14 protein-coding genes are annotated in these 14315 nt (G+C 40.4%); 3 read left to right on the top strand and 11 right to left on the bottom strand.

Annotation, left to right across the window (positions count from 1 at the left end; all coding sequences use genetic code 11):
• Positions 1-45 precede the first annotated feature (45 nt).
• From sufB to rpsO, 9 genes are all read right to left on the bottom strand, one after another.
• Entirely contained in the window at positions 46-1440 is a 1395-nt protein-coding gene (gene sufB / locus RU93_RS04900; protein ID WP_071874493.1) for a Fe-S cluster assembly protein SufB, read from the bottom strand.
• Positions 1441-1452: 12 nt separating this feature from the next.
• On the bottom strand, positions 1453-1914 hold the full coding sequence (gene sufU, locus RU93_RS04895; protein WP_071874492.1) for a Fe-S cluster assembly sulfur transfer protein SufU: 462 nt from the start codon (positions 1912-1914) through the stop codon (positions 1453-1455).
• Complete coding sequence (locus RU93_RS04890; RefSeq protein ID WP_071874491.1) at positions 1901-3133, bottom strand: cysteine desulfurase; 1233 nt, start codon at positions 3131-3133, stop codon at positions 1901-1903. Before RU93_RS04890 ends, sufU begins: the two co-directional genes overlap by 14 nt.
• Positions 3133-4425, bottom strand: coding sequence for a Fe-S cluster assembly protein SufD (gene sufD, locus RU93_RS04885; protein ID WP_071874490.1), 1293 nt, complete (start codon positions 4423-4425; stop codon positions 3133-3135). The genes RU93_RS04890 and sufD overlap by 1 nt, the downstream gene beginning before the upstream one ends.
• A gap of 16 nt (positions 4426-4441) precedes the next feature.
• Positions 4442-5215, bottom strand: a complete 774-nt coding sequence (gene sufC / locus RU93_RS04880; protein ID WP_071874489.1) for a Fe-S cluster assembly ATPase SufC — start codon at positions 5213-5215, stop codon at positions 4442-4444.
• A gap of 446 nt (positions 5216-5661) precedes the next feature.
• Positions 5662-6072, bottom strand: a complete 411-nt coding sequence (locus RU93_RS04875) for a hypothetical protein (protein WP_071874488.1) — start codon at positions 6070-6072, stop codon at positions 5662-5664.
• 126 nt (positions 6073-6198) lie between these two features.
• The gene (locus tag RU93_RS04870) at positions 6199-6795 is read right to left on the bottom strand and encodes a class F sortase (protein ID WP_071874487.1); all 597 of its coding nucleotides are present in this window, start codon (positions 6793-6795) and stop codon (positions 6199-6201) included.
• Positions 6796-6929: 134 nt separating this feature from the next.
• The gene (pnp, locus tag RU93_RS04865; protein WP_071874486.1) at positions 6930-9050 is read right to left on the bottom strand and encodes a polyribonucleotide nucleotidyltransferase; all 2121 of its coding nucleotides are present in this window, start codon (positions 9048-9050) and stop codon (positions 6930-6932) included.
• Positions 9051-9258: 208 nt separating this feature from the next.
• On the bottom strand, positions 9259-9528 hold the full coding sequence (gene rpsO, locus RU93_RS04860; protein ID WP_071874485.1) for a 30S ribosomal protein S15: 270 nt from the start codon (positions 9526-9528) through the stop codon (positions 9259-9261).
• Between the two features lie 285 nt (positions 9529-9813).
• On the opposite strand from rpsO, the gene RU93_RS04855 reads away from it, so the two are divergent.
• Complete coding sequence (locus tag RU93_RS04855; RefSeq protein ID WP_071874484.1) at positions 9814-10110, top strand: rhodanese-like domain-containing protein; 297 nt, start codon at positions 9814-9816, stop codon at positions 10108-10110.
• Positions 10111-10216: 106 nt separating this feature from the next.
• Positions 10217-10837: an FMN-dependent NADH-azoreductase gene (locus RU93_RS04850; protein WP_071874483.1), complete on the top strand. Its 621-nt coding sequence runs from the start codon at positions 10217-10219 to the stop codon at positions 10835-10837.
• A gap of 217 nt (positions 10838-11054) precedes the next feature.
• On the opposite strand, the gene RU93_RS04845 is transcribed toward RU93_RS04850, so the two are convergent.
• Entirely contained in the window at positions 11055-11900 is an 846-nt protein-coding gene (locus RU93_RS04845; RefSeq protein WP_010731423.1) for an AraC family transcriptional regulator, read from the bottom strand.
• Between the two features lie 113 nt (positions 11901-12013).
• Positions 12014-12589 carry a recombinase family protein gene (locus tag RU93_RS04840; RefSeq protein WP_071874482.1) on the bottom strand — a complete coding sequence of 192 codons (576 nt, stop codon included), beginning with the start codon at positions 12587-12589 and terminating at the stop codon, positions 12014-12016.
• A gap of 147 nt (positions 12590-12736) precedes the next feature.
• Here RU93_RS04840 and RU93_RS04835 point away from each other — a divergent pair, with 147 nt between their 5' ends.
• On the top strand, positions 12737-14260 hold the full coding sequence (locus RU93_RS04835) for a Tn3 family transposase (protein WP_071874481.1): 1524 nt from the start codon (positions 12737-12739) through the stop codon (positions 14258-14260).
• Positions 14261-14315: the final 55 nt, after the last annotated feature.

The raw sequence follows: 14315 nt of genomic DNA, 5'->3' as shown, positions 1-14315 counted from the left end.
AGATGTACCAACCCTAGTTGTTAAAGAGCCAGCTTTTTATGATTACTATCCCACTGAACCTTCCATCTCATACTGAATGAGGCGGTTTAGTTCAACGGCGTATTCCATTGGTAGTTCTTTTGTAAATGGTTCCACAAAGCCCATGACGATCATTTCAGTGGCTTGGATTTCAGTTAAGCCGCGGCTCATTAGATAATACAATTGTTCTTCTGAAATTTTTGACACTTTGGCTTCGTGTTCTAAAGCGACTTGGCTGTTGTGGATTTCATTGTATGGAATGGTATCAGATTTTGATTCGTTATCCATAATAATGGTGTCACACTCAATATGCGAGATTGAGCCTGCGCTGTTTTTGTTGAAGGTAACTTGGCCTCGGTAGTTGACTTCGCCACCGCTTTTCGCGATTGATTTTGAGATAATCGAACTTGAGGTGTTCGGTGCATTATGGATCATTTTTGCACCGGTATCTTGGATTTGTTTGCCGTTTGCAAAAGCCACGGATAACATCGTTCCACGTGCGCCTTCTCCTTCTAGATAGACACTTGGGTATTTCATGGTGGTTTTGGCTCCCAAGTTGCCATCAATCCATTCAACGGTTGCGCCGGCTTCGGCACGAGCACGTTTTGTCACTAAGTTGTAGACGTTGTCGGACCAGTTTTGGATGGTCGTGTAACGGCAATAGGCATCTTTTAAGGTAAAGATTTCTACGATGGCCGCATGTAAGCTATTCGAAGAGTACGTTGGTGCGGTACAGCCTTCGACGTAGTGCACACTCGCGCCTTCGTCAACGACGATTAATGTGCGCTCGAATTGACCTGTGCCTTCTGCATTGATACGGAAGTACGTTTGTAATGGAACATCGACGCGGACTCCTTTTGGTACGTAGATGAAGGTGCCACCTGACCAGACCGCTGAGTTTAACGCGGCTAATTTGTTATCGGTTGGTGGGACTAATTTAGAAAAATATTGTTTGAAGATTTCCGGATACTCTTTTAAGGCGGAGTCGGTATCGGTAAAGATGATGCCGAGTTTTTGGAATTCTTCTTTCATGTTGTGGTAAACCACTTCGGATTCGTACTGGGCAGAGGCACCTGCTAAGTATGCACGTTCCGCTTCTGGAATCCCGATTCGTTCAAAGGTTTCTTTGATTTTATCCGGGACGTCATCCCAGTCTCTAGCTGGTTTGTCACTGGCTTTTTGGTAATATTTGATCGAGTCAAAATCCAAATCTTCTAAGGTTGGACCCCATTTTTGCATTGGCATTTTATGGTAGGCTTCGAGTGATTTTAGACGAAAATCTAACATCCACTCAGGTTCTTCTTTCACTCGTGAGATTTCACGAACGACTTCCTCTGTTAAGCCTCGTCCTGTTGTAAATACTGGTTGGACGTCATCATGGAAGCCATATTGGTATTCTTCTAATTCTGGTACACCACTCATGTTGTCTCACTCCTATTCGTTGATTTTTTCTTGGTATTCTTCAATTTCTGGATGGGCGATTATTTGGTCTAAGGCTTTCCAACCAAGCGTCGCACATTTAATACGTGCTGGGAATTTTGCGACCCCACTTAAGATGGCGCCGTCTTTTAAGCGATCGGCATCGACTTCTTGGCCTTGCACAAGTCCGGAGAAAATTTCCGAAAGTTCGCTGGCTTCGGCGAGTGTTTTACCGATAATCACGTCGGTCATCATGGACGCGCTAGCGGTGCTGATGGAACAACCGTGACCGGAAAAAGCGACGTTTTCGATGATGTCGCCGTTTAGTTGTACTTCTAAGGTAATAATGTCGCCACACGTCGGGTTATGCAATTCGACTTTGTGGCTACCTGCGCCGAGTGTTCCGTGGTGATGCGGATAACTTGAATGGTCTAGAATCACTTGGCGGTATAAGTTATCGAGTCTAGATAGTGCCATGTTGGAAAAACTCCTTTGTTGCATAGACGGCTTCAATGAATGCGTCTGCTTCGGCTTTCGTGTTATAAAAATAAAAGCTTGCGCGAGCTGTCGCTGAAACGTCTAGATATTTTAGTAATGGTTGCGCACAGTGATGACCCGCCCGCACGGCAATGCCTTGCATGTCCATAGCAGTCGCGACATCATGTGGGTGGACGTCATCTAAGTTAAAAGCAATCACGCCAGTGTGTTTGGCTGGATCAGTTGGACCATAAATCGTGACCCCGTCAATTGCAGCTAACTTCGGTAAGACGTAAGCGACCAGTTCGGCTTCGTAGTCATGGATTGCAGATAATCCGATGTTTTCTAAATAATCGATCGCAGCTGCTAGTCCAATCGCGCCTGCCATATTTGGTGTGCCGGCTTCGAATTTCCATGGTAGTTCGGACCATGTACTGTCTTGAAGGTGCACGAAGTTAATCATTTCGCCTCCAAATTCGATGGGTTCCATTTGTTCTAACCAGTGACGTTTACCATATAAAACGCCAATGCCTGTTGGTCCACACATTTTGTGGCCACTAAAGGCATAAAAGTCACAATCGAGTGCTTGCACGTCAACCGGCATATGCGGCGTTGCTTGCGCGCCATCGACGACCATGACGGCGCCTTTTTGGTGTGCATAAGCGGTTAATTCTTGGATTGGATTGATTACTCCCAAGACATTTGAGACGTGCGTTAACGCCACGATGGCCGTTTTTTCAGTAATTTGCGCTTTGGCGTCATCCAGATTAAGCTCGCCTTCCGCAGTTAGTGCGATATATTTTAAAGTTGCTTTTTTCTTTTTAGCCAGTTGTTGCCATGGGACGATGTTGGCGTGATGTTCCATATATGAAATCACGATTTCATCGCCTTCATGGACGACCAGTTCGCCCATACTTTGAGCGACCCAGTTCAGACTCGTCGTTGCGCCACGGGTGAATAAGACTTCGGCTGTTTCACGCGCATTGATAAAGCGACGCGTCGTTTCCCGGGCGTTTTCGTATTGAGTGGTTGCCCGCTCGGCTAGGGTATGAACCCCACGGTGCACATTGGCATTGTTGTGGTGGTAATAATCGTCCATCGCTTGAAGCACTGGGATTGGTTTTTGAGTAGTTGCGGCATTGTCTAAGTAAATTAACGGCTCATCATTTACAATCTGATCTAAAATCGGAAAATCTTGACGGAGCTTCGTGTGATTCATTAGGCATTCAACTTCCCTTCGATAACCTCAACTAATTCTTCACGGACGCTTTTCACTGGAATCGCGGTGATAACAGAACCTAAGAAACCACGAATCACGAGACGTTCTGCATCGGCTTTTCGTAAGCCACGACTCATTAAATAGTACATTTCGTCTGGATCAACGCGCCCAGAACTAGCCGCATGTCCTGCGGTGACTTCATTTTCATCAATTAATAAGACAGGGTTAGCATCGCCACGAGCATGGTCAGAAAGCATTAAGATACGGCTTTCTTGTTGGGCATCCGCGCCTTTTGCTCCTTTTAAAATATGACCGATTCCGTTAAACGTTAACGTCCCTCTTTCACGGATAACGCCGTGTTGTAAGATGTGTCCGACAGAATGAGGCGCCATGTTCGTCACACGCGTATCGATTCCTTGGATTTGGCGACCGCCGCTAATTGCGACAACTTTGACTTGTGCGTTAGAGCCTTCGCCCACTAAATCAGAATCAAAGTCGGCCACGATATTGCCATCGTTCATTACGCCAATTGCCCATTCGATCGACGCGTCACGCATTAAGTGTCCACGACGGTTGATGTACGTTGAGATATTCGCCCCAAGTTGATCAATCGCGGAATATTTGACGCGTGCGCCTGGTTTTGCGATGACTTCAACTACGATGTTACCAGCTAATTTCTCAGTCGTTTCGCCTTCTGAAATAAAGCGTTCTAAGTAGCTAAACTCACTGTTTTCTTCTGCCACAATGAGGACGTGTTTATAAAAATGATGACCAAGTGCTTGATTATGACGGAAAATCGCTTCAAACGGTTTATCGGAAATCACGTTTTTTGGAACGTATAAGAATAGACCACTGTTTAAGAATGCCACGTGCGCAGCGGTCATTTTGTCTTCATCCATTGGCACTGCTTTTGTCATAAAGTATTCTTGTACAAGTTCCGGATGATTTAACATTGCGGTGAATAAATCAGTAAAAATCACGCCTTGCATAGATAAGCTAATCGGTAGTTGTTCAAAAATTGTCACGTCGTCTTGTTGCACGACCATCGGATTGTTGTTCATTTCATCAAACGCAGGGACGGAGTCGATTTCAGCCGTTTCGCCATTTAACGCTGCTTCGCTAATGTTAAATAATGGCCAACGCTCATATTTTACACGTTCGATGGTTGGAAAAGGTAATGCTTCTATTTTTTCTAAGGCTTTTTCACGTAATTCCAGCATCCAAGTCGGTTCTTCTTTAATAGCTGAGAAAACTTTTACAGCGCCTAGATAGTCTTGTAAATTTTTCTTCATCAATCCAGACCTCCTTTTAAGCCTCTTCTTCTTTGTAGTCGATTCCTAATTCTTTACTGATGCCAGCGTAGCCTTCTGCTTCTAGACGTTTCGCCAAATCAGCACCGCCTGTCATCACGACACGGCCTTCCATCATAATATGAACAACGTCTGGCGTAATGTAATTTAAGAGACGTTGGTAATGCGTGATAATTAATGATCCAAAGTTATCGCCGCGCATTTCGTTGATGCCTTTTGCGACAACTCTTAACGCATCGATATCTAAACCTGAGTCAATTTCGTCTAAGATTGCAAATGTTGGTTCTAACATTAATAATTGTAAGATCTCGTTGCGTTTTTTCTCGCCGCCTGAAAAACCTTCGTTTAAGTAACGTTCAGCCATTTCTTCGGGCATGTTTAGTAACGCCATTTTTTCATCTAATTTTTTAATGAAATTCATGACCGAAATTTTATCGTTCTCGTCACGTTTCGCATTAATCGCGGCACGCATGAATTCTGCGTTCGTGATTCCTGCGATTTCACTTGGATATTGCATTGCTAAGAATAATCCAAGACGAGCACGTTCATCCACTTCAAGTTCTAAAACGTTGACGCCATCAAGCAAGATTTCGCCTTCTGTCACTTCATAGTTAGGATTTCCCATGATTGCTGCTGATAAGGTTGATTTACCAGTACCGTTTGGACCCATGATGGCATGAATTTCACCAGTTTTTAAGGTTAAGTTGACCCCTTTTAAGATTTCTTTATCTTCAATTGAAACGTGTAGGTTTTTAATTTCTAAAACGGACATGTCGATTCCTCCAAATTCTTTTTTGCATTCTCATTCATTGTAGACTAATCGAGAATGAAACTCAAATATTGAAACTAGAAAATGTGAATTTTTCGGAATTTTCATCGATTTCTTAGAATATTTCCCGACTTCTTTCCTTAGATGGTACTAGACGACTTCATGAGCTTTGTTTCTTGTAGCGTTTGCTAGTTCAAAGTAATTGATAGATGGCGCACGCGCAATCGTTCAAAAGACTGGCTTTGTTTCATCCCTCGCCATTTTTTAATCCCTCTCATTTAACGCCATTACTTATTTAAAATCGTTCTAAATCAAATTCTCCCTCATTCACAGACTTCGAATCCTTTAGCGTGTGAACACAACACGACAAAAAAACGGTCATCAAACGCACGACCGCTTTTTTCCTACTTCATGAAATAACTAGAATAACTATTACGCTTTTTGCTTCCTTAGACTTTTTTGACAAAAGAATGGTGACACTTTGAGCACGTGACTTTGATTTTACCCCGACCCTTTGGCGCACACATTTGTTGTTTACACGATGGACAAGGGAAATAACGATAAGTTTTTCGTTGCGTGAACTTTGTCTTCCATAGATGCCATTTCTTAGCAATCGGACGTGTCTTACGGATGAAGCGTTGATTTTCATTGGAGCGGACGTAGATTTTTTTGGAGAACACACGGTAATACGCATAGAAAAACAAGCCATATGCGATGATTCTTAGCGGCCATAAAAAGCCAAAATTCGCGATAAATAGCAAAATTAAACTGATAATGATCATGGTTTTATTTAACGAGTCAATCCGGCCGTAGCGCCCTTTCATAAATTGGATTAGTTTTGATTGTAATTTTTGGATCATTTGTGCGATCAAACTCCTTCTCTTTCATTTCCTCTTTATCTTAACATGAATGCCCCGGGAATCTTCATTCTTCACAAAAAATTCAAAAAGAAGTGACGACTATTTCGAGTCATCACTTCTTCTTGGTTATTTCGCTAAGACAATTAGATTCCAATCATTGTTGATACAGGTTTGTAAGCTAATGGCTTCGCCTTTTTGATTAAAAATCGTCGACCAATAGTCTTTGCCATTTTTCCCGTAGGCCTCGTCATTGACGGTTAGGATCGAATAGACTTTGTAGTTACGCACTTTGCCATTTGAATCCGTGACTTTAATGACCGATCCTTTTTTTAATTTAAATAGGCCGGCAAAAGCGCCTGGATTATGTCCGATGATATGCGTTGTTTTGGCGTCATTCACTTTCCCATTGCCATACCAGTAACCAGCGGCGTTACCTTTTGGTGCTGCTGTCGCGCCTTGACTATTTACAAGCGAGATTGTTTTCCCTGCTAAGGTTATCTGATTTTTCGGTAATACTTTAGCGGTCGTTTTTGCGACTACTTTTGGTTTTACTGCTATTTTTTTTGGTGTTACGACTTTTATTTTTGTTTTCGTGTCTGGTAGTTTCTGCTCGAGGCGGGCGCTTGAATCAGCGACCCCTTCACTCCCTACACTTACTTGACTAACGAATAATAGGCTTAACGAGACACTTATCCCAATAATGGTGCCTATCCATTTTTTCATTTAATGATACCCTCCCAATCAAACTATAAACGTTTCATCCATTTGCCAGTAGTAACGAGCAGTTGCCTATTATTCCGTAAAAAAGCTCCTATCCTTAGCTCATTAACTAAGAATAGGAGAAAAATCGCTAAGAATTACTTTTCGTCTTTTTTCGGTGCTTCTAACATTTCTTTTCTTGAAAGATTAACACGTCCTTGACGGTCAATTTCCATGACTTTCACTAAGATTTCGTCGCCTTCTTTGACAACGTCTTCTACGTTATTCACTCGTTCGTGAGCCAGTTGTGAAATATGAACTAAGCCATCTTTCCCTTTGATTAAGTTAACGAACGCTCCGAATTTTTCGACGCGAACAACTTTCCCTAGGTACACTTCGCCGACTTTCACTTCTTTGGTTAAGTCTTGGATAATTTGGATTGCTTTTTGAATCATGTCGGCATCAGAAGACGCAATCGACACATTTCCGTCTTGATCGATATCAATCTTAACGCCTGTTTCATCAATGATACTATTGATGGTTTCGCCACCTTTACCGATGACTACTTTAATTTTATCTGGTGCTATTTGAATCATTTCGATCTTCGGAGCATATGGGCTTAACTCTGGACGAGGTTCAGCTAATGTTGACACAAGCTCTGCTAAGATTTCCATCCGTGCTTTTTTCGCTTGCGCTAATGCTTCACGTAAGATTTGTTCTGTGATTCCTTGGATTTTAATATCCATTTGTAACGCAGTGATTCCTTCTTTTGTTCCCGCAACTTTAAAGTCCATGTCGCCTAAGTGATCTTCTAGTCCTTGGATATCTGTTAAAATGGTATAGTTTTCACCATCAGAGACAAGTCCCATCGCAATTCCGGCAACTGGTGCTTTGATTGGCACACCCGCATCCATTAACGCTAAGATTCCCGCACAGATACTTGCTTGAGAAGAAGAACCATTTGATTCTAAGACTTCTGACACAATTCGGATTGTGTAAGGGAAATCTTCTTCTGAAGGAATCACTTGCGCCATCGCACGTTCCCCTAAAGCACCGTGTCCGATTTCACGACGACCAGGCGCACCTGAACGACCCGTTGAACCAACAGAGAATTGTGGGAAGTTATAGTGATGGATGAAACGTTTTGAATCTTCAAGGCCTAAACCATCAATAATTTGATGTTCGCCTAATGGTGCTAAAGTACAAGTTGATAATGCTTGCGTTTGGCCACGAGTAAAGAGTCCTGAACCGTGCACACGCGGTAATAATCCAACTTCTGAAGCAAGCGTTCGAACTTCGTCGACTTTACGGCCATCAGGACGGATTTTATCAATCGTAATTAATTCGCGAACGACGTCTTTTTCAAGGTCTTCTGCTAATTGTTTGATTTCTTTTAGTAATTGCGTCGCAGCTTCGTCTTCTAACGTTGCGGCTTTTTCTGCATAGACAGCTTTCACGGTTTCTTTCACTTGTTCGATTTCGTCTTCACGCGCTAATTTTTCTTCCGTCAATACGGCTTTCTTCATTGTTTCGTAGTAAGCTGCATAGACTTCTTGGCGTAATGCTTCATCGATTTGTAAAAGATTAATTGTCATTTTTTCTTTGCCGACTGCGGCAACGACTTCTTCTTGGAAGGCACACATTTCTTTGATTGCGGCATGTCCAAATAATAACGCGCCTAACATGTCTTCTTCTGATACTTCTTTGGCACCAGATTCCACCATATTGATTGCATCTTTTGTTCCTGCAACCGTTAATTCAATTTGGTTATTCGCTTGTTGTTCAACAGTTGGGTTTAAGACGTATTCACCATCGATAAAACCAACATCAACACCGGCGATTGGGCCGTCAAATGGAATATCTGAAATGGCAAGTGCTAATGATGACCCTAACATGGCAGCCATCGCAGGTGAGCAATCTTGCTCCACACTCATGACGAAGTTTGTGACTTGTACTTCGTTACGGAAGCCATCTGCAAACATTGGACGAATCGGACGGTCGATTAAACGAGCGGTTAACGTCGCATCTAAACTTGGACGACCCTCACGTTTAATGAAGCCTCCTGGAATTTTACCAACTGCGTACATTTTTTCTTCGTAGTTAATCGTTAACGGGAAGAAATCCGTATCTTTCGCATTTTTTGAAGCCACGGCAGCTGTCAAAACAACTGTGTCGCCGTAACGAACTAAGACTGCTCCGTTTGCTTGTTTTGCTAATTGTCCTACCTCTACTGATAATGGGCGTCCGCCCCAAGTGGTTGAAAATACTTGTTTTGTCATATGTTCTCCTTTTTGCTGTAAGTTGTGACTGCTACTAAACAAAGAGAAAAAGTGAAGCTCATTCACTTCTTGTCTTTGGTTAGTAGTAAGCCAAGCCAACGCTTACAGCGGTTTAATGTATTTTTTGATACGTTGAAACAGTGTTTTTGATTGCTTTAGCATAGTAAAAAAGTGAGATTCGCAGGAACCTCACTTCTACTTTTACTGATTAACGACGTAAGCCTAAAGCTTGGATTAGGTCACGGTAACGAGTAACGTCTTTGTTACGTAAGTAAGCTAATAAGTTACGACGGTGTCCAATCTTCTTCATTAATCCACGGTATGAATGGTGATCTTTTTTGTGTTCACGGATGTGTGCGTTCAAAGTGTTGATATCTTCTGTTAAAACAGCGATTTGAACTTCTGGTGAACCAGTATCTCCTTCATGACGAGCGAATTGAGCGATGATTTCGTTTTTGCGTTCTTTTGAAATTGCCATGTGTTTCCACCTCTTTCTTAGATTTCCCCTGTGACTGAGTACAACGTTGGTGATTCGTTAAACCAAGTGACAGGAAAGTGCGATTACGCACAGATATACTTTACTGTATTCTGATCGAAAATGCAAGTTTCTTCTGCTTCTTTTCGTGATCTTTTTGGAAACTCTTTTGTGAGGGTTTCTTAAGAAATCGTTCATTTTAACACGATTTTCTTGCAAAAAGCTTGCCAAGAAACCAGAATAGCCCTAAAATCATTCTCAGTTAGACAGAAAAGAGGATTTTAGACAATGAACACCATCACTACACAAGATTTTCAACTGCTACTCGCCACTCAAGAGGTAATGATTTTAGATATTCGGGATAAAGGCGCTTTTAACGAAGGCCATTTAGCCAACTCCCTCTCCATGCCAATTACTACGTTACCGAATCATCTTGATACGTTATCGAAACAACATACGTATTATATTATGAGTCATTCTGGCCGTCGTGCACGTGTGATTGCTGAATTTTTAAACAAACAAGCTTTTGACGCTGTTGCCGTTATTGGTGGCATGAAAGCTTTCCGTCAAATCAACGTCGCATAAAAATGAAGAGACTGCCTTATTTTTAAGCAAATAGGTTGCAGTCTTATTTTTTTTTTATTATACTGTTCTAGTAAAAACTATTACGAATTCGAAGGAGTTTTTTTTAATGTCAACATTACTAGCAGTGAAAGCTCATCCACTAATGAGCGAAGATTCAAAATCAATGAAAGTGTTCTATGCCTTTTTAGATAGTTACAAAAAAAGCAATCCCGAAGACGAAATTATTGTATTAGACCTATATAACGAAGACTTTCCAGAAATCGATTTAGATATCTTAACGGGTTGGAACGACTTACGTGCGGGAACAGAATTCTCTGCTTTAACAGCGAGCCAACAACAAAAAATTGCCCGTTTCAACGAATCAACTGAACAATTTTTAGCAGCCGATAAAATTGTGATTGGTAATGGTTTATGGAACTTAAACATCCCTACTCGCTTAAAAGCATGGATTGATACGATTAACGTTGCAGGTAAAACATTCCGTTATACGGAAGAAGGTCCTGTTCCAATGACTGAAGGCAAAAAATTATTACACATCCAAGCAAACGGTGGCGTGTATAACGGTCAAGAATTCTCTTCACAATATATCAAAGGTATTTTCAACTTTATTGGCGTAAACGACGTACAACAAGTATTAGTTGAAGGTGCAGATCACCAGCCTGAGAAAACGGAAGAAATTATCGCAGACGCTGTGAAAAAAGCCGAAGAATTAAGCTTAACATTCTAATAAATCGCATTTCAAAAAGCACTCGAACAGAAGGTTTTCCTTTTTTCGAGTGCTTTTTTTGTCGGATATTACTGATAGGGGTAGCGTCAGGAAAATGCGGATTTACAACGATAAGGAATTTCCAATATAAAAAGCCTGATTTCCCATCACCTAAATTGAGAAATTAGGCTCTTTTTTCGTTACTCCATAAACAGCATTCTATTACTGAATATGTAATTTACTTCGGGATAACAGGGACCCAGAGTTCGTGTCTTGGTTTATGCTTCGGACCGTAATAACATTCTATACACGGTAAATTTGCAAGTTCATACTCGGAGGTAGGGACCCACTCGGAATATAAACGTTTCCATGCATCCACTATGTTCGGAAAAACTGCCCATGTACTCGCGGGAATAATAAGCGTCTCCATATTTTCTGGGGATTCCCCATCGTATCTTACGCCCATGAAATAGGAAAATTGTTCATCTGTTATGGCAGCTTCTTTTCCGCAAACCCCCAGAAGGCTTTCAAGCGTGCATTTTGGATTTTCCCATGACATATCTACTAGTTCTTGCATAAATCCATCTTTTTTCGCAGTGTTCCAAAGCGTAGGGATTGTTTTAAATGCTCTGCTTGTTTTTACTGGCTTACTTTTTCCAACAATTCTTAATTCAAAATCAAGGTTTTCAATTCTGTACTCCATCTCGGTATCTCCTTTAATAGAAATTTGAAAGGAAATTCTGGGAAAGGCTTTTAACTGTACCCCTCTATTACGAGCATTGGAAGGGGTTACTCCATGCATTTTTTGAAAAGCACGTGAGAAAGTATCAGAAGAAACATAACCATATTTAATTGCCACATCAATGATCCGAATATCACTTTTTTGAATTTCAAATGCTGCGAGTGTTAACCGTCTACGTCTAATATATTCTGATAGCGATATACCTGAGATTGAAGAGAACATTCTTGAAAAATGAAACTCAGAACAATTAGCTGCTTTTGCAATCTCTTTGTAGTCTATTTCTTCATTCAAGCTATTTTCAATGTAGTTTAACGCATTGTTCATTCTTTCTAGCCAATCCATAAGTTTACTCCCTTTCAATATTTACTTTAAAACAAAATAGATAATAATTGCCGACATTTCATGCCTAAAAATGTTGTATCAAAAAATAAACCTTTTGATAGAATCAGGACAAACTATTTGTTTCCTTCCGATAGCCTTCTATATAATGAAGCCCTAGACACATTAGTAATTTCGCAAATTTGATTTACAGTCATACCGCCTTCTTTATATAGTTTTACTGCATATTTCATTCCTGCGTGATTTTTATGATATTTCTTTAAACGACCCTTAAACTTCCCTTCTTTCTTAGCTAGCTCAATCCCTTCTCGTTGACGCATACGGATAAGATCTCGTTCTAACTGGTTCACACCAGCCATTACTGTAATTAAGAATTGGCTGTATGGATTATCCTCTGATAAATCTAGCCATGTATCCTTGAGTGATTTTAAGCTTGCCTTTTTCCTGCGTATTAAATCAATCAATTCAAATAAGTTCTGCGTACTCCGAGTGATCCAAGTTAAGTCTGTAACATAAATAATGTCTCCTTCCTGTAAATCCTCTAACATTTTTTGAAGTTGCTCGCGATCCTTTGCTGCCCCAGAAACTTTTTCTTCAAAAATAATATCCATACCGATTTCGTTTAATTGCTGAAATTGTCTTGAAGGATTTTGGCTAGTCGAACTGACACGTATATAACCGATTTTTCGCAAAATATCACCTCGTTTTTGAGACAAGTCTTATGAGACACTCTTAACTATGATTTTATCAGTCTACTACACTTGTATCAATAGAGTACACTCTATTGATATATAATTGAACTAATTAACTGAATAATTATGGAAATGGGATGATACTGAATGAAAATTGCGAGAGGTAGAGGATTGCTTACACTAGAACAGAGGCAGGATTTTATGCAAATCCCTGAAGATGAATGGATATTGGGGACCTACTTCACTTTTTCCAAACGGGATTTAGAAATAGTTAATAAGCGAAGGAGAGAAGAAAACCGTTTAGGGTTTGCTGTTCAATTAGCTGTTCTTCGGTATCCCGGTTGGCCATACACTCATATCAAAAGCATCCCGGAATCAGTCATACATTATATATCGAAACAAATCGGTGCCACTCCATCTTCGATTAGTCTTTATCCTCAAAGAGAAAATACACTTTGGGATCATTTGAAAGAACTTCGCAGTGAATACGACTTTGTAACTTTTACTCTAAGAGAATATCGAATAGCATTTAAGCATCTTCATCAATTAGCTTTTGAAAATGGCGATGCCATACATCTACTACATGAATGTATAGATTTTCTAAGAAAAAACAAAATCATACTGCTTGCTATTACTACACTTGAAAGAATGGTGTGGGAGGCAAGGGCAATGACTGAAAAGAAACTGTTTAATACTGTTAGTCAATCTCTTACAAATGAACAAAAAGGAAAGCTTGAAGAGATCATTACTTCGCAGCATCCATCCGAATCCAATAAAACGATATTGGGTTGGTTAAAGGAACCGCCGGGTCATTCTTCACCCGAAACATTTCTAAAAGTAATAGAACGACTCGAATACATACGAGGAATGGAATTAGAAACGGTACAAATTAGTCATTTGCATCGCAATCGCCTGTTTCAACTATCTCGCTTAGGCTCAAGATATGAGCCATATGCATTCCGTGACTTTCAAGAAAATAAGCGATATTCGATATTAACCGTCTATTTATTACATCTATTAGGATTTAAATTTGCTCCTAGAATAAGAGATTTATCAGATTCAAAATTATTTACAATAGATAAAGCAAGTGAATATCCAAAATTAGAAGCCATTTTACGTGGACAAATAAATACAAAGGTCATTAAAGAAAATTATGAGGATGTTTTGCGATTAGCTCATTCTATAAGAGAAGGAACAGTTTCAGCATCCCTTATTATGGGAAAACTAGGTTCCTATTCAAGACAAAACAGCTTGGCTACGGCCTTACGTGAGATGGGCCGAATAGAAAAAACGATCTTAATTTTGAATTATATATCGGATGAATCATTAAGAAGAAAAATACAAAGAGGATTGAATAAAGGCGAAGCCATGAATGGATTAGCAAGAGCTATTTTCTTTGGAAAGCAAGGTGAGCTTAGGGAACGAACCATACAGCATCAATTGCAAAGGGCCGGTGCTCTAAACATAATCATCAATGCCATCAGTATTTGGAATACTTTACATCTAACAAAAGCAGTTGAATATCAAAAACGGTCTGGTCGTTTTAATGAAGAATTATTGCACCATATGTCGCCTCTAGGTTGGGAACATATTAATTTACTAGGGGAATATCATTTTAATTTGGAGAAAGTGGTCTCGTTAGATTCTTTAAGACCATTGAAACTTTCTTAACGTTGTAAAAAATGGGGGAATCGTCCCGAAAATGTGCTTAGCGTTGTAAATCCGC

It is taken from the genome of Enterococcus aquimarinus (genome assembly GCF_001885765.1).
In the GTDB taxonomy this organism is placed as follows: Bacteria; Bacillota; Bacilli; order Lactobacillales; family Enterococcaceae; genus Enterococcus_I; species Enterococcus_I aquimarinus.
Note: the sequence above shows the minus strand (reverse complement) of the source record. Positions and strands in the feature narration are given on the sequence as shown.